The sequence below is a fragment of the Pseudomonas sp. BIGb0176 genome (assembly GCF_024810175.1).
In the GTDB taxonomy this organism is placed as follows: domain Bacteria; phylum Pseudomonadota; class Gammaproteobacteria; order Pseudomonadales; family Pseudomonadaceae; genus Aquipseudomonas; species Aquipseudomonas protegens.
The window spans coordinates 382245-401901 of the sequence record NZ_JANUEC010000002.1 but is presented as its reverse complement, the minus strand read 5'-3'; the positions used below and the strand labels follow the sequence as shown (position 1 = coordinate 401901).

17 protein-coding genes are annotated in these 19657 nt (G+C 59.3%); 15 read left to right on the top strand and 2 right to left on the bottom strand.

Annotation, left to right across the window (positions count from 1 at the left end; translation table 11 throughout):
• Window positions 1–62: 62 nt before the first annotated feature.
• Window positions 63–1352, bottom strand: coding sequence for a citrate synthase (gene gltA, locus M2395_RS12675; RefSeq protein ID WP_011060047.1), 1290 nt, complete (start codon window positions 1350–1352; stop codon window positions 63–65).
• Between the two features lie 350 nt (window positions 1353–1702).
• On the opposite strand from gltA, the gene sdhC reads away from it, so the two are divergent.
• The 12 genes from sdhC to M2395_RS12615 all read left to right on the top strand — a co-directional run bounded on the left by sdhC (window position 1703) and on the right by M2395_RS12615 (window position 16193).
• Window positions 1703–2089 (top strand): succinate dehydrogenase, cytochrome b556 subunit, encoded by a 387-nt coding sequence (gene sdhC / locus M2395_RS12670; RefSeq protein WP_015634665.1) that lies wholly within the window; start codon window positions 1703–1705, stop codon window positions 2087–2089.
• Window positions 2083–2451 (top strand): succinate dehydrogenase, hydrophobic membrane anchor protein, encoded by a 369-nt coding sequence (sdhD, locus tag M2395_RS12665; RefSeq protein WP_011060049.1) that lies wholly within the window; start codon window positions 2083–2085, stop codon window positions 2449–2451. Before sdhC ends, sdhD begins: the two co-directional genes overlap by 7 nt.
• A 3-nt stretch (window positions 2452–2454) precedes the next feature.
• Window positions 2455–4227, top strand: a complete 1773-nt coding sequence (gene sdhA / locus M2395_RS12660; protein WP_011060050.1) for a succinate dehydrogenase flavoprotein subunit — start codon at window positions 2455–2457, stop codon at window positions 4225–4227.
• 12 nt (window positions 4228–4239) lie between these two features.
• A complete protein-coding gene (locus M2395_RS12655; RefSeq protein ID WP_011060051.1) occupies window positions 4240–4944 on the top strand; it encodes a succinate dehydrogenase iron-sulfur subunit in 705 nt (234 codons plus the stop codon).
• A gap of 263 nt (window positions 4945–5207) precedes the next feature.
• The gene (locus M2395_RS12650) at window positions 5208–8039 is read left to right on the top strand and encodes a 2-oxoglutarate dehydrogenase E1 component (RefSeq protein WP_011060052.1); all 2832 of its coding nucleotides are present in this window, start codon (window positions 5208–5210) and stop codon (window positions 8037–8039) included.
• A gap of 42 nt (window positions 8040–8081) precedes the next feature.
• The gene (gene odhB, locus M2395_RS12645) at window positions 8082–9305 is read left to right on the top strand and encodes a 2-oxoglutarate dehydrogenase complex dihydrolipoyllysine-residue succinyltransferase (protein ID WP_025128636.1); all 1224 of its coding nucleotides are present in this window, start codon (window positions 8082–8084) and stop codon (window positions 9303–9305) included.
• Between the two features lie 100 nt (window positions 9306–9405).
• On the top strand, window positions 9406–10842 hold the full coding sequence (gene lpdA, locus M2395_RS12640; RefSeq protein WP_011060054.1) for a dihydrolipoyl dehydrogenase: 1437 nt from the start codon (window positions 9406–9408) through the stop codon (window positions 10840–10842).
• Between the two features lie 230 nt (window positions 10843–11072).
• The gene (sucC, locus tag M2395_RS12635; protein WP_009047768.1) at window positions 11073–12239 is read left to right on the top strand and encodes an ADP-forming succinate--CoA ligase subunit beta; all 1167 of its coding nucleotides are present in this window, start codon (window positions 11073–11075) and stop codon (window positions 12237–12239) included.
• A complete protein-coding gene (gene sucD, locus M2395_RS12630) occupies window positions 12239–13120 on the top strand; it encodes a succinate--CoA ligase subunit alpha (RefSeq protein ID WP_003223019.1) in 882 nt (293 codons plus the stop codon). The genes sucC and sucD overlap by 1 nt, the downstream gene beginning before the upstream one ends.
• 328 nt (window positions 13121–13448) lie before the next feature.
• Entirely contained in the window at window positions 13449–14762 is a 1314-nt protein-coding gene (gene brnQ, locus M2395_RS12625; RefSeq protein WP_011060055.1) for a branched-chain amino acid transport system II carrier protein, read from the top strand.
• 176 nt (window positions 14763–14938) lie between these two features.
• The gene (locus tag M2395_RS12620) at window positions 14939–15676 is read left to right on the top strand and encodes a DUF599 domain-containing protein (protein WP_011060056.1); all 738 of its coding nucleotides are present in this window, start codon (window positions 14939–14941) and stop codon (window positions 15674–15676) included.
• Window positions 15677–15719: 43 nt separating this feature from the next.
• Complete coding sequence (locus M2395_RS12615) at window positions 15720–16193, top strand: hypothetical protein (RefSeq protein WP_077933599.1); 474 nt, start codon at window positions 15720–15722, stop codon at window positions 16191–16193.
• 117 nt (window positions 16194–16310) lie between these two features.
• Here M2395_RS12615 and M2395_RS12610 read toward each other — a convergent pair whose 3' ends face one another.
• Window positions 16311–16562: a hypothetical protein gene (locus M2395_RS12610; RefSeq protein WP_011060058.1), complete on the bottom strand. Its 252-nt coding sequence runs from the start codon at window positions 16560–16562 to the stop codon at window positions 16311–16313.
• Window positions 16563–16720: 158 nt separating this feature from the next.
• On the opposite strand from M2395_RS12610, the gene M2395_RS12605 reads away from it, so the two are divergent.
• The 3 genes from M2395_RS12605 (at window position 16721) to htpG (ending at window position 19641) form a co-directional block, all read left to right on the top strand.
• Window positions 16721–17197, top strand: a complete 477-nt coding sequence (locus M2395_RS12605; protein ID WP_015634669.1) for a PaaI family thioesterase — start codon at window positions 16721–16723, stop codon at window positions 17195–17197.
• The gene (locus M2395_RS12600; RefSeq protein WP_015634670.1) at window positions 17194–17646 is read left to right on the top strand and encodes a PaaI family thioesterase; all 453 of its coding nucleotides are present in this window, start codon (window positions 17194–17196) and stop codon (window positions 17644–17646) included. The genes M2395_RS12605 and M2395_RS12600 overlap by 4 nt, the downstream gene beginning before the upstream one ends.
• Window positions 17647–17736: 90 nt before the next feature.
• Window positions 17737–19641: a molecular chaperone HtpG gene (gene htpG / locus M2395_RS12595; RefSeq protein WP_011060059.1), complete on the top strand. Its 1905-nt coding sequence runs from the start codon at window positions 17737–17739 to the stop codon at window positions 19639–19641.
• The last annotated feature ends 16 nt before the right edge of the window (window positions 19642–19657 follow it).

Sequence of the window (19657 nt, the reverse complement as noted above, 5' to 3'; positions counted from 1 at the left end):
CAAATACGACCTCTGTTAGAGGCCGTATCCGGTGCAGCTAAGACGTTTGCGCAAGGCAGGTCTTATTTGCGGTCTTCCAGTTTGGTGATGTCACGCGACTCGTAGCCGGTGTACAGCTGGCGTGGACGGCCGATCTTGTACGGGCTGGAGAGCATTTCCTTCCAGTGCGAGATCCAGCCGACGGTCCGCGCCAGGGCGAAGATCACGGTGAACATGCTGGTTGGAATGCCGATCGCCTTGAGGATGATCCCCGAGTAGAAGTCGACGTTCGGGTACAGCGAGCGCTCGATGAAGTATGGGTCGGTCAGGGCGATCTCTTCCAGGCGCATGGCCAGTTCGAGTTGCGGATCGTTGTTGATGCCCAGTTCCTTGAGTACTTCGTCGCAGGTCTGTTTCATCACGGTGGCGCGCGGGTCGCGGTTCTTGTACACGCGGTGACCGAAGCCCATGAGCTTGAACGGATCGTTCTTGTCCTTGGCCTTGGCGATGAACTTGTCGATGTTCGAGACATCGCCAATTTCGTCGAGCATGGTCAGTACCGCTTCGTTGGCACCGCCGTGGGCCGGGCCCCAGAGTGCAGCGATACCGGCAGCGATACAGGCGAATGGGTTGGCGCCCGAGGAGCCCGCCAGGCGCACGGTGGACGTCGAGGCGTTCTGTTCGTGGTCGGCATGGAGGATGAAGATCCGGTCCATTGCCTTGGCCAGTACCGGGCTGATCGGTTTGATCTCGCACGGGGTGTTGAACATCATGTGCAGGAAGTTTTCCGCGTACGACAGGTCGTTGCGCGGGTACATCATCGGCTGGCCCATGGAGTACTTGTAGACCATCGCTGCCAGGGTCGGCATCTTGGCCACCAGGCGCACGGCGGAGATTTCGCGGTGCTGCGGGTTATTGATGTCCAGGGAGTCGTGGTAGAACGCCGACAGGGCACCGACTACGCCGCACATCACCGCCATCGGGTGGGCGTCGCGACGGAAACCGTTGAAGAAGCTCTTGAGCTGTTCGTGAACCATGGTGTGGTTCTTCACGGTGCTGACGAACTGGGCCTTCTGTTCGGCGGTGGGCAATTCACCGTTGAGCAGCAGGTAGCAGGTTTCCAGATAGTCCGATTTCTCGGCCAGCTGTTCGATCGGGTAGCCGCGATGCAGCAGAATGCCGTTGTCGCCGTCGATGTAGGTGATTTTCGACTCGCAGGAGGCGGTCGACATGAAACCCGGGTCAAAAGTGAAGCGGCCCGTGGCCGTCAGACCCCGAACATCGATTACATCGGGACCAACGGTGCCGGTTAAAATGGGCAGCTCGACGGGGGCTGCGCCCTCGATGATCAACTGCGCTTTTTTGTCAGCCATGTGGCCTCCTATTTATGCTTGAAATCATCAGACAGACCCCCCACGCAGGGCCCGCACCACTATAGTGAGATAAATCCGAATGTCAATTTGCCTAAAGTCTTGTCCCAGAAGGCTTTGGGAGGGATTTTTTCGCGAAATTCAGCGCCATTTACGCCTTTTATAACGCTAACGCAATCAGCTATTAGGGGAAGGTCTTTGCGTTGTCATTAGTAGCCTAACTGTCTATACTCGGCCACCGACCTCCGTAGGCTTCTGGGCCCGCTTTGCTGGGGGTCGCACTCCCTGGGTAGTGGTTGCCTGACCAGTGCACTCCCCAACAACTTTGCCCTGATTGTTAGGGGCTCTTCAGTGTGAAAAAAGCCGTGAATAGCCAACGACCTGTAAACCTAGACCTAAGGACCATCAAACTCCCCATCACCGGCGTTACGTCGTTTCTCCACCGTGTTTCCGGCATCATCCTCTTCCTGGGCATCGGCATCATGCTTTATGCATTGAGCAAATCCCTGGGCTCCGAGGAAGGCTATGCCGAGGTGAAGGCGTGCTTGACCAGTCCGCTGGCCAAATTCGTTGCATGGGGCCTCCTGTCCGCCTTGCTGTATCACTTGGTGGCCGGTGTACGCCATCTGATTATGGACATGGGCATCGGTGAGACGCTGGAAGGCGGCAAGCTGGGCTCGAAAATCGTTATCGCCGTATCCGTGGTGGTAATCGTTCTGGCGGGAGTTTGGATATGGTAACCAGCGTTACGAACCTGTCGCGTTCGGGCCTTTATGACTGGATGGCACAGCGTGTGTCTGCGGTCGTTCTCGCGGCTTATTTCATTTTCCTGATCGGATACCTCGTAGCGAATCCGGGCATTGACTACACCCAGTGGCATGGCCTGTTCGCAAACAACTGGATGCGTATCTTCAGTCTGCTGGCCATGGTGGCCCTGGGCGCTCACGCCTGGGTCGGCATGTGGACCATCTCGACTGACTACCTGACGCCGATGGCGCTGGGCAAGTCGGCCACAGCAGTACGTTTCCTTTTCCAGGCAGTATGCGGCGTCGCGATGTTCGCTTACTTCGTCTGGGGTGTGCAGATTCTCTGGGGTATCTGATTCATGGCTAACATTCCAACCATTTCATTCGACGCCATCATCATTGGCGGCGGCGGCGCCGGCATGCGTGCCGCACTGCAGCTGGCCCAGGGCGGCCACAAGACTGCGGTGATCACCAAGGTGTTCCCGACCCGTTCGCACACTGTGTCTGCCCAGGGCGGCATCACTTGCGCGATCGCCTCGGCGGACCCGAACGATGACTGGCGCTGGCACATGTACGATACCGTCAAGGGTTCCGACTACATCGGTGACCAGGACGCTATCGAATACATGTGTCAGGAAGGCCCGGCTGCGGTCTTCGAACTGGACCACATGGGTCTGCCGTTCTCCCGTACCGAAACCGGTCGTATCTACCAGCGTCCTTTCGGCGGTCAGTCCAAGGACTACGGCAAGGGCGGCCAGGCTGCTCGTACCTGCGCAGCGTCCGACCGTACCGGTCACGCACTGCTGCACACCCTTTATCAGGGCAACCTGAAAGCCGGCACCACCTTCCTCAACGAGTGGTACGCGGTCGATCTGGTGAAGAACCAGGACGGCGCCTTTGTCGGCGTGATCGCTATCTGCATCGAAACCGGCGAAACCACCTACATCCGCTCCAAGGCCACCGTTCTGGCCACCGGCGGTGCAGGTCGTATCTACGCCTCCACCACCAACGCCCTGATCAACACCGGTGACGGCGTTGGTATGGCGCTGCGTGCTGGCGTTCCGGTGCAAGACATCGAAATGTGGCAGTTCCACCCGACCGGCATTGCCGGCGCCGGTGTACTGGTAACCGAAGGTTGCCGTGGTGAGGGTGGTTACCTGATCAACAAGCATGGCGAGCGTTTCATGGAGCGTTATGCTCCGAACGCCAAAGACCTGGCTGGCCGCGACGTTGTTGCGCGCTCCATGGTCAAGGAAATCATCGCCGGCAACGGCTGTGGCCCGAACGGCGACCACGTGATGCTCAAGCTCGACCACCTGGGCGAGGAAGTGCTGCACAGCCGCCTGCCAGGTATCTGCGAGCTGTCCAAGACGTTTGCGCACGTTGACCCGGTGGTTGCTCCGGTTCCGGTCGTTCCAACCTGCCACTACATGATGGGTGGCGTTGCCACCAACATTCATGGCCAGGCCATCACACAGAACGCCGCTGGCGAAGACACCATCATCCCTGGCCTGTTCGCAGTGGGTGAAGTGGCTTGCGTATCGGTACACGGCGCCAACCGTCTGGGCGGCAACTCGCTGCTGGACCTGGTGGTGTTCGGCCGTGCAGCCGGTCTGCACCTGGAAAAAGCGCTGACCGACGGTATCGAATACCGCGACGCCAGCGACACCGACGTCGACGTTGCCCTGAACCGCCTGGCCAAGCTCAACGAGCGCACCACCGGTGAAGACGTTGCAACCCTGCGTCGCGAGCTGCAGAACTGCATGCAGAACTACTTCGGTGTATTCCGTACCGGCGAATACATGCAGAAGGGTATCGCCCAGCTGGCTGACCTGCGCGAGCGTATCGCCAACGTCAAGATCAACGACAAGTCTCAAGCTTTCAACACTGCGCGTATCGAAGCACTTGAGCTGCAGAACCTGCTGGAAGTGGCCGAAGCCACTGCCATCGCTGCCGAAGTGCGCAAAGAGTCCCGCGGCGCTCACGCCCGTGAAGACTTCGAAGACCGTGACGACGAAAACTGGCTGTGCCACACCCTGTACTTCCCGGGTGAGAAGCGCGTTGCCAAGCGTGCGGTCAACTTCTCGCCGAAGACTGTTCCGACTTTCGAACCAAAAGTCCGGACTTACTAAAGGGTGATCGATATGTTGCAAGTTGAAGTTTATCGTTACAACCCTGACACCGACTCGGCTCCGAAAACCCAGGTTTTCCAGGTAGACACCGGTGGCAAGGACTTGATGGTGCTGGACGTGCTGGCCCTGATCAAAGAGCAGGACGAAGGTTTTTCCTACCGTCGTTCCTGCCGTGAAGGCGTTTGCGGTTCCGATGGCATGAACATCAACGGCAAGAACGGTCTGGCGTGCATCACGCCGCTGTCTGCCGTGGTCAAGAAGAACAAGCTGGTTGTTCGCCCGCTGCCAGGTCTGCCGGTTATCCGTGACCTGGTCGTCGATATGAGCATCTTCTACAAGCAATACGAGAAGGTGAAGCCATTCCTGCAGAACGATACGCCGGCTCCGGCCATCGAACGTCTGCAGTCCCCGGAAGAGCGCGAGAAGCTCGACGGTCTGTACGAGTGCATCCTGTGCGCTTGCTGCTCGACCTCTTGCCCGTCCTTCTGGTGGAACCCGGACAAGTTCCTGGGTCCAGCTGCCCTGCTGCAAGCCTACCGCTTCCTGGCAGACAGCCGTGACACCAAGACGTCCGAGCGTCTGGCTTCCCTGGACGACCCGTTCAGCGTATTCCGCTGCCGGGGCATCATGAACTGCGTCAACGTTTGTCCGAAGGGCCTGAACCCGACTAAGGCCATCGGTCACATTCGTAACATGCTGCTGCAGAGTGGCGTGTGATTCAGCTGTTGTACCCGTAGGACCGCTGTACCCGTAAAAGCCACGGCGCGGGCTTCAACCCGCGTCATGGCTCTAACCTGAGCAGCAGCTCACAAAGTGGCTGCTCTATATTTTGAAGAAATGAGACAAGCAGGGGCATCCGGGCTGGTACCCGGACTATCAGCGTGATCCTAAGTGGCTTGTTTTGGTCGCTGCATTCGGACTTCTGCAAGCTTGCTCGGTGTCGTCGCCGGTGGTGTTCCCCTAACCGAGGGTGACCAAGCATGCAAGAAAGCGTGATGCAGCGCATGTGGAACAGCGCCTACCTATCCGGTAGTAACGCTGCCTATGTGGAAGAGCTCTACGAGCTCTACCTGCACGACCCTAACGCTGTGCCAGAAGAGTGGCGCACTTACTTTCAGAAGTTGCCTACCGACGGCAGCACTGCCATCGATGTTTCGCACTCGACAATCCGCGATCATTTCGTCTTGCTGGCAAAGAACCAGCGCCGCGCCCAACCGGTATCCGCCGGTAGCGTGAGCAGTGAGCACGAGAAGAAGCAAGTTGAAGTGCTGCGATTGATCCAGGCCTATCGGATGCGTGGCCACCAGGCAGCCCAGCTGGACCCGCTGGGGCTGTGGCAGCGTCCTGCACCTGCAGACCTGTCGATCAATCATTACGGCTTGACCAATGCCGATCTTGATACGACCTTCCGTGCCGGCGACCTGTTCATCGGCAAAGAGGAAGCGAGCCTACGCGAAATTCACGAAGCGTTGCAGCAGACATATTGCCGCACCATTGGCGCTGAATTCACGCACATCACCGATTCCGAGCAGCGTCAGTGGTTCCAGCAGCGTCTGGAAAGCGTGCGCGGCCGTCCGACCTATTCCGCCGACATCAAGAGCCACCTGCTCGAGCGCGTCACTGCGGCTGAAGGCCTGGAAAAATACCTGGGTACCAAATACCCGGGCACCAAGCGTTTCGGTCTGGAAGGCGGCGAGAGCCTGATTCCGATGCTCGACGAGCTGATCCAGCGTTCCGGTTCCTACGGCACCAAGGAAGTGGTAATCGGCATGGCCCACCGTGGCCGTCTGAACGTGCTGGTCAACACCTTCGGCAAGAACCCGCGCGAGCTATTCGACGAGTTCGAAGGCAAGAAGAAGGTCGAGCTGGGTTCCGGTGACGTTAAATACCACCAGGGCTTCTCGTCCAACGTCATGACCACCGGTGGCGAAGTTCACCTGGCGATGGCGTTCAACCCGTCCCACCTGGAAATCGTTTCTCCAGTGGTCGAGGGTTCGGTGCGCGCTCGTCAGGACCGTCGCAACGACCAGACCGGCGACAAGGTTCTGCCGATCTCGATCCACGGTGACGCGGCGTTCGCCGGCCAGGGCGTGGTGATGGAAACCTTCCAGATGTCCCAGACCCGCGGTTTCCGTACCGGCGGCACTGTGCACATCGTGATCAACAACCAGGTCGGTTTCACCATCAGCAACCCGCTGGACTCGCGCTCCACCGAGTACGCCACCGACGTTGCGAAGATGATCCAGGCCCCGATCCTCCATGTGAATGGTGATGATCCGGAAGCCGTGTTGTTCGTGACCCAGCTGGCCATCGACTACCGCATGCAGTACAAGCGCGACGTGGTGATCGACCTGGTCTGCTACCGTCGTCGCGGCCACAACGAGGCCGACGAGCCAAGCGGCACCCAGCCACTGATGTATCAGCAGATCGCCAAGCAGCGCACCACCCGTGAACTGTATGCCGATCGCCTGACCCAGGGCGGTGTGCTCGACGCAGAGCGTGTTCAGGCGAAAGTCGACGAATACCGCAACGCGCTGGACAACGGTCTGCACGTGGTCAAGAGCCTGGTCAAGGAGCCGAACAAAGAGCTGTTCGTGGACTGGCGTCCGTACCTGGGCCATACCTGGACCGCGCGTCACGACACCACCTTCGACCTCAAGACTCTTCAGGAACTGTCCGCCAAGCTGCTGGAGCTGCCGGAAGGCTTCGTGGTTCAGCGTCAGGTCGCGAAGATCTACGAAGACCGTCAGAAGATGCAAGCCGGCGGCCTGCCGATCAACTGGGGTTACGCTGAAACCATGGCGTACGCGACCCTGGCGTTCGAAGGTCACCCGATTCGCATGACCGGCCAGGACATCGGCCGCGGCACCTTCTCGCACCGCCATGCGGTGTTGCACAACCAGAAGGACGCCGGTACCTACATCCCGTTGCAGCACCTGTACGAAGGCCAGCCACGTTTCGACCTGTACGATTCGTTCCTGTCCGAAGAAGCCGTACTGGCGTTCGAATACGGCTACTCCACCACCACGCCTAACGCGCTGGTGATCTGGGAAGCCCAGTTCGGCGACTTCGCCAACGGTGCACAAGTAGTGATCGACCAGTTCATCACCAGCGGCGAGCACAAGTGGGGCCGTCTCTGCGGTCTGACCATGCTGCTGCCACACGGTTATGAAGGTCAGGGTCCCGAGCACTCCTCGGCTCGTCTGGAGCGTTACCTGCAGCTGTGCGCCGAGCACAACATCCAGGTATGCGTACCGACCACGCCGGCTCAGATCTACCACTTGCTGCGTCGCCAGGTGATTCGTCCGCTGCGCAAGCCGCTGGTCGTGCTGACACCGAAATCCCTGCTGCGTCATAAACTGGCCATCTCGACCCTGGAAGATCTGGCGGAAGGTTCGTTCCAGACCGTTATCCCGGAAATCGATGCCCAGGATCCAAAAGACGTGGGTCGCATCATTCTGTGTAGCGGCAAGGTCTACTACGACCTGTTGGAAAAACGCCGTGCCGAAGGTCGTGACGACATCGCCATCGTGCGTATCGAGCAGCTGTACCCATTCCCTGAGGACGACCTGATCGAAGTCCTGGCTCCGTACAAAAACGTCAAACACATCGTTTGGTGTCAGGAAGAGCCGATGAACCAGGGTGCCTGGTACTGCAGCCAGCATCACATGCGTCGCATCATCAGCGGTCACAACAAGTCGCTCGTACTCGAGTACGCGGGCCGTGACGCTTCTGCTGCTCCAGCTTGTGGTTATGCATCGATGCACGCTGAGCAGCAGGAAAAACTGCTGCAAGATGCCTTTACTGTTTAACGCCTTCGCGCACCTGAAACCGAATTTAAGGAACCACAGATAATGGCTATCGAGATCAAAGCCCCCACTTTCCCGGAATCGGTTGCCGATGGCACCGTTGCCACCTGGCACAAGCAACCGGGCGACGCCGTCAAGCGTGACGAGCTGATCGTTGACATCGAGACCGACAAGGTCGTGCTGGAAGTTCTGGCCACCGCTGACGGCGTGCTGGGCGCTATCGTCAAGAACGAAGGCGACACCGTTCTGTCCGACGAAGTCCTGGGCTCCATCGTTGAAGGCGGCGCTGCTGCCGCTGCTCCTGCTGCCGCCGCCGCTCCGGCCGCCGCCGCTGCTGCCCCGGCTGCTGCCGATGGCGAAGACGATCCAATCGCTGCTCCTGCCGCGCGCAAGCTGGCTGAAGAAAACGGTATCAACATCGCTTCCGTTGCCGGTACCGGCAAAGGCGGCCGTGTGACCAAGGAAGACGTGGTCGCTGCTGTTGCCGCGAAGAAAGCCGCTCCGGCTGCCGCGCCTGCCAAGGCTCCGGCTCCTGCCGCTGCTGCTCCGGTCTTCGCTGCCGGTGATCGCGTCGAGAAGCGCGTGCCTATGACCCGCCTGCGTGCCAAGGTTGCCGAGCGTCTGGTTGAAGCCCAGTCGAACATGGCGATGCTGACCACCTTCAACGAAGTCGACATGACTGAAGTCATGGCCCTGCGTTCGAAGTACAAGGATCTGTTCGAGAAGTCCCACAATGGCGTACGCCTGGGCTTCATGTCGTTCTTCGTCAAGGCCGCCACCGAAGCCCTGAAGCGCTTCCCGGCTGTCAACGCCTCGATCGACGGTTCCGACATCGTCTACCACGGCTATGCCGACATCGGTGTTGCGGTCTCCAGCGACCGTGGCCTGGTGGTTCCGGTTCTGCGTAACGCCGAACTGATGAGCCTGGCCGAAATCGAAGGCGGCATCGCCACCTTCGGCAAGAAGGCCCGTGACGGCAAGCTGTCGATGGAAGAGATGACCGGTGGTACTTTCACCATCACCAACGGTGGTACTTTCGGTTCGATGATGTCGACCCCGATCGTCAACCCGCCACAAGCCGCGATCCTGGGCATGCACAACATTCTGCAGCGTCCTATGGCGATCAACGGTCAAGTGGTCATCCGTCCGATGATGTACCTGGCGCTGTCCTACGATCACCGCCTGATCGACGGTAAAGAAGCCGTGACGTTCCTGGTGACCATCAAGAACCTGCTGGAAGACCCGGCTCGTCTGCTCCTGGACATCTAAAAAGCAGCTGCATGCTGCAAGCGGGAAGCTTCGCGCCCCAGGGCAAGAGGCTTCAAGCTTGCGGCTGCAGCTTCTAGCTTGCCGTTAAAAGGAACCTTTTATGACTCAGAAATTCGACGTGGTAGTGATTGGCGCGGGCCCAGGCGGTTATGTCGCCGCAATCAAGGCCGCACAACTCGGTTTCACCACCGCTTGCATCGAGAAGTACACCGATAAAGAGGGCAAGCTGGCCCTCGGTGGTACTTGCCTGAACGTCGGTTGCATTCCTTCCAAGGCGCTGCTGGACAGCTCCTGGAAATTCCACGAAGCCCAGGACGGTTTTGCCATCCACGGTATCAACCACGCTGGCGTGACCATGGACGTACCAGCCATGGTGGGTCGCAAGGCCAACATCGTCAAAGGCCTGACCAGCGGTGTTGCCACCCTGTTCAAGGCCAATGGCGTCACTTCGATCCAGGGCCACGGCAAACTGCTGGCCGGCAAGAAAGTCGAAGTCACCAAGCCTGACGGTTCGGTTGAAGTGATCGAAGCCGAAAACGTGATCCTGGCTCCAGGCTCGCGTCCGATCGACATTCCACCGGCTCCGGTCGACCAGAATGTGATCGTCGATTCCACCGGCGCTCTGGAATTCCAATCCGTACCAAAACGCCTGGGCGTGATCGGCGCTGGCGTCATCGGCCTGGAACTGGGTTCGGTATGGTCGCGCCTGGGTGCGCAAGTGACTGTCCTGGAAGCCCTGGACACCTTCCTGATGGCAGCCGACACCGCTGTTTCCAAGGAAGCGCTGAAAACCCTGACCAAGCAAGGCCTGGACATCAAGCTGGGCGCTCGCGTGACCGGCTCCAAGGTCAACGGCGAAGAGGTCGTGGTCACCTACACCGATGCCAATGGCGAGCAGACCATCACTTTCGACAAGCTGATCGTTGCCGTTGGTCGCCGCCCGGTGACCACCGACCTGCTGGCCGCCGATTGCGGCGTGACCCTCGACGAGCGCGGTTTCGTGCACGTTGACGATCATTGCGCTACCACCGTACCGGGCGTCTACGCCATCGGTGACGTGGTGCGCGGCATGATGCTGGCTCACAAGGCCTCGGAAGAGGGCATCATGGTTGCCGAGCGCATCAAGGGCCACAAAGCCCAGATGAACTATGACCTGATCCCTTCGGTTATCTATACTCACCCGGAAATTGCATGGGTCGGTAAAACCGAGCAGGCCTTGAAAGCTGAAGGCGTTGAAGTTAACGTCGGCACCTTTCCGTTTGCCGCCAGCGGCCGTGCCATGGCAGCCAACGACACCGGTGGTTTCGTCAAAGTCATCGCCGATGCCAAGACTGACCGCGTATTGGGCGTCCACGTGATTGGCCCAAGCGCTGCGGAACTGGTTCAGCAAGGTGCGATCGGCATGGAATTCGGCACCAGCGCCGAAGACCTGGGCATGATGGTTTTCTCCCATCCGACCCTGTCCGAAGCCCTGCACGAAGCAGCTCTGGCTGTGAATGGCACTGCCATCCACATTGCCAACCGCAAGAAACGCTAAGCAATAATAAGAAACCACGGCGGTTGGCCCGTCGTGAGCCTTGTGCGCAAGACTCACCGCGGAATATCCGCTGGACTCGACCTCTCGAGGTAGCGCCACACACTGGACCGGGGCCCAGGCTCCGGGTTCAGGTGTGGCGCTGGTTTTGAGAGTAGCGGTCACAGGTGGTGCGGCACTCAATCTTGAGCGCAGCGCCGAATGCGCAGTACCTAACGAAGACGGTAAAAAGCATGAATCTTCACGAGTATCAGGGTAAGCAGCTGTTCGCTGAATACGGCCTGCCAGTATCCAAAGGCTACGCGGTAGACACCCCGGAAGAAGCAGCAGAAGCTTGCGACAAAATCGGCGGCTCCGAGTGGGTTGTCAAAGCCCAGGTTCACGCCGGTGGTCGCGGTAAAGCGGGCGGCGTTAAGCTGGTTCGCAGCAAAGAAGACGCTAAGGCATTCGCTCAGCAGTGGTTGGGCAAGCGTCTGGTGACCTATCAGACTGACGCCAATGGCCAGCCTGTCACCAAGATCCTGGTTGAATCGTGCACTGATATCGCTAAAGAGCTGTACCTGGGCGCTGTCGTTGACCGTTCGAGCCGTCGCATCGTGTTCATGGCTTCCACCGAAGGTGGCGTGGACATCGAGAAAATCGCTCACGACACTCCAGAAAAAATTCTCAAGGCCACTATCGATCCACTGGTTGGCGCTCAGCCATTCCAGGGTCGCGAGCTGGCTTTCCAACTGGGTCTGGAAGGCAAGCAAGTTGCCCAGTTCGCCAAGATCTTCGTAGGTCTGGCCAAACTGTTCCAGGATCACGATCTGGCCCTGCTGGAAGTGAACCCGCTGGTGATCAAGGCCGACGGCGATCTGCACTGCCTGGACGCGAAGATCAACATCGACGCCAACGCCATGTACCGTCAGCCTAAGCTGAAAACCTTCCACGATCCGTCCCAGGACGATCCGCGCGAAGCCCACGCTGCCAAGTTCGAACTGAACTACGTAGCTCTGGAAGGCAACATCGGCTGCATGGTCAACGGTGCCGGCCTGGCCATGGGTACCATGGACATCGTCAACCTGCACGGCGGTAAGCCAGCCAACTTCCTCGACGTGGGCGGTGGTGCTACCAAAGAGCGCGTGACCGAAGCCTTCAAGATCATCCTGTCCGACACCAACGTCGCTGCAGTACTGGTCAACATCTTCGGCGGCATCGTTCGCTGCGACATGATTGCCGAAGGCATCATCGGCGCCGTGAAAGAAGTCGGCGTGAAAATCCCGGTTGTTGTTCGCCTTGAAGGCAACAACGCTGAACTGGGCGCTAAAGTACTGGCAGAAAGCGGCTTGAACATCATCGCTGCTACCAGCCTGACCGACGCTGCTCAACAAGTTGTCAAAGCTGCGGAGGGCAAATAATGAGCGTCCTGATCAATAAAGACACCAAAGTTATCTGCCAGGGTATTACCGGTTCGCAAGGTAGTTTCCACACCCAGCAAGCCATCGAATACGGCACCAAGATGGTTGGCGGCGTAACTCCTGGCAAAGGCGGCACCGAGCACCTGGGCCTGCCAGTGTTCAACACCGTGAAAGACGCTGTAGCTGCCACTGGCGCCACCGCCAGCGTGATCTACGTTCCAGCTCCTTTCTGCAAGGACTCGATCCTGGAAGCTGCTTTCGGCGGCATCAAGCTGATCGTCTGCATCACCGAAGGCATTCCTACCCTGGACATGCTGGACGCTAAAGTTAAGTGCGACGAGCTGGGTGTGACCCTGATCGGCCCTAACTGCCCAGGCGTGATCACCCCAGGCGAATGCAAGATCGGCATCATGCCAGGTCACATTCACTTGCCAGGCAAGGTCGGTATCGTTTCCCGTTCCGGCACCCTGACCTACGAAGCTGTTAAGCAGACTACTGACGCCGGTTTCGGTCAGTCCACCTGCGTCGGCATCGGTGGTGACCCGATCCCGGGCTCCAACTTCATCGACATCCTGAAGCTGTTCCAGGAAGACCCGAAGACCGAAGCGATCGTGATGATCGGCGAGATCGGCGGTTCGGCTGAAGAAGAAGCTGCTGCCTACATCAAGGCTCACGTGACCAAGCCGGTTGTTTCCTACATCGCTGGTGTGACTGCTCCTCCGGGCAAGCGCATGGGCCATGCTGGCGCAATCATCTCTGGCGGCAAAGGCACTGCAGACGAGAAATTCGCTGCTCTGCAAGACGCAGGCGTGAAAACCGTGCGTTCGCTGGCAGACATCGGCAAGGCCCTGGCCGAGCTGACCGGTTGGGCTGTCAAGTAAGCCTCGCGCTTAGCTGACGCTTCAACCACAAAGGCCACCTTCGGGTGGCCTTTGTGCTTTCTGCCGTAGGAGACCTGCATCCTGCACAGAGCCTGGGGGAAATATAATTTCAAAAATGCGACATCATTCTGTCGCATATCGGATAGTTCGCCCTGGAACAGTGCGCTTGTCTTACCGATTCTGTAATCTAGCCGCCTCTTTTTGCGTCTGCTGCCCACAAGGTCGCTGCGCGCTAAACGGGTCAGTCTTATACGGACTGACAGCATTTCCCTCACCCATAAGGGAAATCCCTCTCTAAATTCCGATTCAGTAGTGTGGTATTTCCTTAATGAAAGTGTTGAAAGGCCAGGACATCCTGGCACTCGGCTTTATGACTTTTGCCCTGTTCGTCGGGGCCGGCAACATCATTTTCCCGCCTATCGTCGGCCTGCAGTCCGGACCCCATGTCTGGATGGCGGCGCTGGGCTTCCTGATCACCGCGGTCGGTCTGCCGGTGATCACCGTGGTTGCCCTGGCCAAGGTCGGCGGTGCCATGGACGCGCTGAGCACGCCTATCGGCAAGCTGGCCGGTGGCCTGCTGGCTGCGGTCTGCTACCTGGCGGTAGGCCCGCTGTTCGCCACGCCACGTACCGCTACCGTGTCCTTTGAAGTGGGCCTGGCGCCGTTGACCGGCGAAAGCCCGCTGGCCCTGTTCCTCTACAGTTCGGTGTACTTCCTGCTGGTGTTCTTCATCTCCCTGTACCCGGGCCGGCTGCTGGACACCGTCGGACGCTTCCTGGCGCCGCTGAAGATCATCGCCCTGGCTGTGCTGGGCATTGCGGCCTTTGCCTTGCCCGCCGGCGACATCGGCACCGCCACTCCCGAGTACGTTGCAGCACCGTTCTCCCAGGGCTTCATCAATGGTTACCTGACCATGGATACCCTGGGCGCGCTGGTGTTCGGCATCGTCATCGTCAATGCCATCCGTTCCCGCGGGGTCGAGTCGCCTCGGCTCATTACCCGTTATGCCGTGATCGCCGGCCTGATCGCCGGGGTCGGCCTGGCGCTGGTCTACGTCAGCCTGTTCCGCCTGGGCTCGGGCAGCCATGAAGTGGCCGCCGGTGCCAGCAACGGCGCCGCGGTATTGCACGCCTATGTGCAGCACACCTTCGGTTCCCTGGGCAGCGGTTTCCTCGCGGTGCTGATCTCCCTGGCCTGCCTGGTGACCGCCGTGGGCCTGACCTGCGCCTGCGCCGAGTACTTCAGCCGTGTCCTGCCGCTGTCCTACAAGACGCTGGTGGTGATCCTCGCGGCGTTCTCGCTGCTGGTATCGAACCTGGGCCTGACCAAGCTGATCGCGTTCTCGATCCCGGTGCTGACCGCGATTTACCCGCCGTGCATCGCCCTTGTGGCCCTGAGCTTCTGCAAGGACTTCTGGCAGGACCAGCGCCGTATCGTCGGCCCGGTGATGCTGGTGTCCTTCGTGTTCGGCCTGATCGATGCCCTCAAGGGCGCGGGCCTGGCCGGCTGGATGCCAACGCAGCTGTCGCACTTGCCGCTGAGCGAGCAGGGCCTGGCGTGGCTGGTGCCGTCGGTGATCGTGCTGGTGGTGGCAGTGATCTGCGATCGCCTGCTGGGCAAGCGCAGCGAAGCCCTGGCCTGACCTGAAGTTGATGGCCCAGGGTCGCCACAAGCGGCCCCCGAGCCCCCTAAAAAATGCCCCGCATCGATGGATGCGGGGCATTTTTTATGGGCGTACAGCGGTGTCTTTTTCCCCTGCGGGGCGTCGAAGCAGTGCCCTTTGCTTTTGTCTTCTGCCAACGCCTTACAGGAATTTGCATGTCGTTCGTTCAAGCCAACCTGATCCACCTACTGGCCGCCCTGTGGTTCGTCGTCTGCTGGGGTGGCTATACCCGCTACGCCAGTTGGAAGGGAAGGGACACCGCGTGCCTGGCCAGCGTCCTGCACCTGTATCGCGAGGACTGGATGCGCCGCATGCTGCTGCGGGACAACCGCATCGCCGATGCCAGCGTGATCGGCAACCTGGAGCGCAATGCCTCGTTCTTCGCCTCCAGTACCCTGATCATCCTGGCGGGCATTCTCACCGTGCTGGGCGCCTCGGAGCGTGCAGTGTCGCTGTTGGCGGACATTCCCATGGTCCAGCAGGCGTCCCAGGGCATGTCGGAAATCAAGCTGCTGTGCCTGGCGCTGGTGTTCGTCTATGCCTTCTTTACCTTCAGCTGGTGCATGCGCCAGTACAACTTCGCCGCAGTGCTGGTGGGGTCGGCGCCAATGATCGGCGAGCGTCATGTTTCCGAGCAGGAGCGCAAGGCTTTTGCATCGCGAGCGGCTCGGGTAATTTCCATGGCGGCTAACCAGTTCAACTTCGGATTGCGTTCCTATTACTTCGGCATGACCATGCTGGCCTGGTTCGTCAGCCCCTGGTTATTCATGCTGATGAGCGCGGGTGTGGTGTTTGTCCTGTATCGGCGGGAGTTCCACTCCGATGTACTTGAAGTCATGGTCTATACACCGACAGAACAACCTGTGGTCGATAGCCCCAAAGATGCAGCCTGAGCGTTGATGGCTGATCGATTGAACGGTTGAAAGGAGTTGGCCAATGAGCAGTTCGCGTGCCCTGAAGTACCTGTGCCTGGGGTTCTTCCTGTTGTCGGGCTGCAGGGCGCAAACCCTGTATCTGAATGGCGAAGCCCGGGGCAGGGTGGTAGATGCATTGAGCGGCATGCCGATCGCCGGGGCCAAGGGCGCCTTGTGTGGCGCACAGTTCCTGACGGCCGATGACGGGAGCTTCAAGGTCGAAGCGGCAACTGACTGGGAATGGGTCATGTTGCTGGCCGGGCGTTCGCCGCAGGACATCCCGCACCCTTGCTTCATGAGTATCGCGGCAGCGGATTACCAGTCCCGCCAATGGCTGGCGCCTTTTACCGCCCACTACGACTTTCCCATCAGGTTGCTGCCCATTTCCAGCCCCTTGCACTATGCACTGGAGTCCCCGGGCAATGAGTCGGTGCCAATGCAGCCGTTGCAGGCAGAGCCCCGCCAGGACGAATTGTTCCTGGGGGCAGGCGGCTGATCTTCAACGCTTAGTTGCTTGCCCGGCAACTAAGCACTGTTGTATTGAGCGACTGTTTTACGAGCAAGAAAAAGCCCGCACTTGGCGGGCTTTGTTCTTTGTTGCGCTAAAACCGACTTAGTTGGTTTTAGGAGCTGCTTCCTTGGCGCTTTCTTCAGCAGCAGCCTTGTTGGATTCAGCCTGATCTTTGGCTGCTTCGGCGTTTTCTTTTGCCGCGTCGTTCACTTTATCCTGAGCTTCGTTCATTTTCTGTTGGGCTTGCTCAGCATGTTGATTGGCATCTTGAGCTTTGTCCTCGGATTTTTTGTCGCAGGCAGCCAGACCGAGGGAAGCGGTCAGCATCAGGGCAATAGCTAAAGTCTTACGCATGGGGTGTTTCTCCTTAGTGAAGATATCTACTGGCCTTTCGATCATGGCCTTGTGATTTAAGTTCCTTGAGACTCACAGATATATTAAGTAGTCATTTCATGGAACTTTTGCCTGCTTCATTCAACGCACATTCCCGACAATAAAAAGAGATAAATCCCATGGCGCAAAACCCTATTTCTGAGCGTGCGGCGCGCTTTCTTTCCGCCTTGCGCCACTGCCAGGTGCTGGGCATCCGGGTACATAGCGCCTCTGAAGAGGGCCTGACCCTGACCTTGCCCTACAGTCCGCAGATTGTCGGCGACCCGCAAACCGGGATCATTCACGGCGGTGCCCTGACCACGCTGATGGACAGCGCCTGTGGCATGGCCACGCTTTGCGTGCTGCCGGAGTTCGAAGTGTGTCCGACCCTGGACCTGCGCATAGACTATATGCATCCGGCGGTCCCTCATCATGACGTGCACGGCTTTGCCCAGTGTTACCGGGTCACCACCGATGTGATCTTTACCCGCGGCTTTGCCTATCAGGATGATCCCGAGCGTCCCGTGGCTCATGTAGTCGGCACTTTCATGCGCATGGGCCGGGGGCTCAAGGGCAGCCGCGGGCTGGCCAGCTCAATCAAGGGGGAGCGGGCATGAGCACGGACCTTCGAGCACTCCTGGAGCAGGCTCGCCAGCAGGGCGATTACACCGCGTTGCTGGAGCAGATCCCCTACGCGAAGCTGATTGGCATCGAGTGCACGCAACTGGGAGATGAACTGCTGTTTCGCCTGCCGGCCAACAAGGACAATATCGGCAACCCTCTGCTTCCAGCCCTGCACGGTGGAGTGATCGCCGGTTTCATGGAACTGGCGGCCGCCTTGCATTTGCTGATTCTCACCGGCTCGCCCGGGGTGCCGAAAATCATCGACTTTTCCCTCGACTACCTGCGCGCCGGGCAGTTTCGCGACACCTTTGCCCGCTGCCAGGTATGCCGGCAGGGCAGAAGGGTGGCCAATGTCGCCATCACCGCCTGGCAGAGCACTGCCGAGGAGTCGATTGCCACCGCTCGCGCACATTTCAAGATCGAAGAGAGCACCGGCCCTTGAAATCCAGCGAGCGACCCCCACTTTCATGTCATCCCGCCGCCCTCCGCTCCCGGAACGCGGCCAATGCCATCTGATTGGAGTTTGATGACCATGAGTGTGGAAACTCAAAAGGAAACCCTGGGCTTCCAGACCGAGGTGAAGCAACTGCTGCACCTCATGATCCATTCGCTGTATTCCAACAAGGAAATCTTCCTTCGCGAATTGATCTCGAACGCCTCTGACGCCGTCGACAAATTGCGCTTCGAAGCCCTGTCCAAGCCCGAGTTGCTGGAAGGTGGCGCCGAACTGAAAATCCGTGTGAGCTTCGACAAGGACGCGAAAACCGTCACCCTCGAAGACAACGGTATCGGCATGAGCCGAGAAGATGTGATCACCCACCTGGGGACCATCGCCAAATCCGGCACCGCCGATTTCATGAAGAACCTCACTGGCGACCAGAAGAAGGATTCGCACCTGATCGGTCAGTTCGGTGTCGGCTTCTACTCCGCCTTTATCGTGGCCGACCAGGTTGAAGTGTTCAGCCGCCGTGCCGGCCTGCCTGCCAGCGAAGGCGTGCACTGGTCGTCCAAGGGCGAAGGCGAGTTCGAAGTTGCGACCATCGACAAGGCCGAGCGCGGTACCCGCATCGTCCTGCACCTGAAATCCGGTGAAGACGAGTTCGCCGATGGCTGGCGCCTGCGCAACATCATCAAGAAGTACTCCGACCACATCGCGCTGCCGATCGAGCTGCCCAAAGAAGCCGCTGCCGCTGAAGGCGAAGAGAAACCTGCGCTGGAGTGGGAAACCGTCAACCGCGCCAGCGCGCTGTGGACTCGTCCGCGTACCGAGATCAAGGACGAGGAATACCAGGAGTTCTACAAGCACATCGCCCATGACTTCGAAAACCCGCTGAGCTGGAGCCACAACAAGGTCGAAGGCAAGCTGGAGTACAGCTCGCTGCTCTACGTACCGGCTCGCGCGCCGTTCGACCTGTACCAGCGTGAAGCGCCCAAGGGCCTCAAGCTCTACGTGCAGCGCGTGTTCGTCATGGATCAGGCCGAGTCGTTCCTGCCGCTGTACCTGCGTTTCATCAAGGGCGTGGTGGACTCCAACGACCTGTCGCTGAACGTCTCGCGGGAAATCCTGCAGAAAGACCCGATCATCGACTCGATGAAGTCGGCGCTGACCAAGCGTGTCCTCGACATGCTGGAGAAACTGGCGAAGAACGAACCCGAGCAATACAAGGGCTTCTGGAAGAACTTCGGCCAGGTGATGAAGGAAGGCCCGGCCGAGGACTTCGCCAACAAGGAGAAGATCGCCGGCCTGCTGCGCTTCGCCTCCACCCAGGGCGACGACGGCGAGCAGAATGTCTCCTTGGCCGACTACCTGGCTCGCGCCAAGGAAGGCCAGGACAAGATCTACTTCCTCACCGGCGAATCCTACGCCCAGGTGAAGAACAGCCCGCACCTGGAAGTCTTCCGCAAGAAAGGCATCGAAGTGCTGCTGCTCACCGACCGTATCGACGAGTGGCTGATGAGCTACCTCAACGAGTTCGACGGCAAGAGCTTTGTCGACGTGGCGCGCGGCGACCTGGACCTGGGCAACCTCGACTCCGAAGAGGACAAGAAGGCTGCCGAGGAAGTCGCCAAGACCAAGGAAGGCCTGGTTGAGCGGATCAAGACCGCCCTGGGCGAGAGCGTCAGCGAAGTGCGGGTCTCCCACCGCCTGACCGACTCGCCGGCGATCCTGGCCATTGGCGAGCAGGACCTGGGGCTGCAAATGCGTCAGATCCTTGAAGCCAGCGGGCAGAAGGTTCCGGATTCCAAGCCGATCTTCGAGTTCAACCCGACTCACCCGCTGATCGAGAAACTCGACGGCGAGCAGAGCGAAGAGCGCTTTGGCGACCTGTCGCACATTCTCTTCGATCAGGCGGCCCTGGCGGCCGGTGACAGCTTGAAGGATCCGGCGGCCTATGTGCGCCGGCTGAACAAGCTGCTGGTGGAGCTGTCGGTTTAACCACGTTGCAAGAAAA

Excerpts from the sequence above, each read along its gene's own strand:
- M2395_RS12605 (WP_015634669.1), top strand. The coding sequence starts at position 16,721 with ATGGCGCAAAACCCTATTTCTGAGCGTGCGGCGCGCTTTCTTTCCGCC.
- M2395_RS12610 (WP_011060058.1), bottom strand. The coding sequence starts at position 16,562 with ATGCGTAAGACTTTAGCTATTGCCCTGATGCTGACCGCTTCCCTCGGT.
- odhB (WP_025128636.1), top strand. The coding sequence starts at position 8,082 with ATGGCTATCGAGATCAAAGCCCCCACTTTCCCGGAATCGGTTGCCGAT.
- sucD (WP_003223019.1), top strand. The coding sequence starts at position 12,239 with ATGAGCGTCCTGATCAATAAAGACACCAAAGTTATCTGCCAGGGTATT.
- M2395_RS12600 (WP_015634670.1), top strand. The coding sequence starts at position 17,194 with ATGAGCACGGACCTTCGAGCACTCCTGGAGCAGGCTCGCCAGCAGGGC.
- M2395_RS12655 (WP_011060051.1), top strand. The coding sequence starts at position 4,240 with ATGTTGCAAGTTGAAGTTTATCGTTACAACCCTGACACCGACTCGGCT.
- M2395_RS12650 (WP_011060052.1), top strand. The coding sequence starts at position 5,208 with ATGCAAGAAAGCGTGATGCAGCGCATGTGGAACAGCGCCTACCTATCC.
- htpG (WP_011060059.1), top strand. The coding sequence starts at position 17,737 with ATGAGTGTGGAAACTCAAAAGGAAACCCTGGGCTTCCAGACCGAGGTG.
- sucC (WP_009047768.1), top strand. The coding sequence starts at position 11,073 with ATGAATCTTCACGAGTATCAGGGTAAGCAGCTGTTCGCTGAATACGGC.
- sdhA (WP_011060050.1), top strand. The coding sequence starts at position 2,455 with ATGGCTAACATTCCAACCATTTCATTCGACGCCATCATCATTGGCGGC.
- lpdA (WP_011060054.1), top strand. The coding sequence starts at position 9,406 with ATGACTCAGAAATTCGACGTGGTAGTGATTGGCGCGGGCCCAGGCGGT.
- M2395_RS12615 (WP_077933599.1), top strand. The coding sequence starts at position 15,720 with ATGAGCAGTTCGCGTGCCCTGAAGTACCTGTGCCTGGGGTTCTTCCTG.
- M2395_RS12620 (WP_011060056.1), top strand. The coding sequence starts at position 14,939 with ATGTCGTTCGTTCAAGCCAACCTGATCCACCTACTGGCCGCCCTGTGG.
- sdhD (WP_011060049.1), top strand. The coding sequence starts at position 2,083 with ATGGTAACCAGCGTTACGAACCTGTCGCGTTCGGGCCTTTATGACTGG.
- brnQ (WP_011060055.1), top strand. The coding sequence starts at position 13,449 with ATGAAAGTGTTGAAAGGCCAGGACATCCTGGCACTCGGCTTTATGACT.
- gltA (WP_011060047.1), bottom strand. The coding sequence starts at position 1,352 with ATGGCTGACAAAAAAGCGCAGTTGATCATCGAGGGCGCAGCCCCCGTC.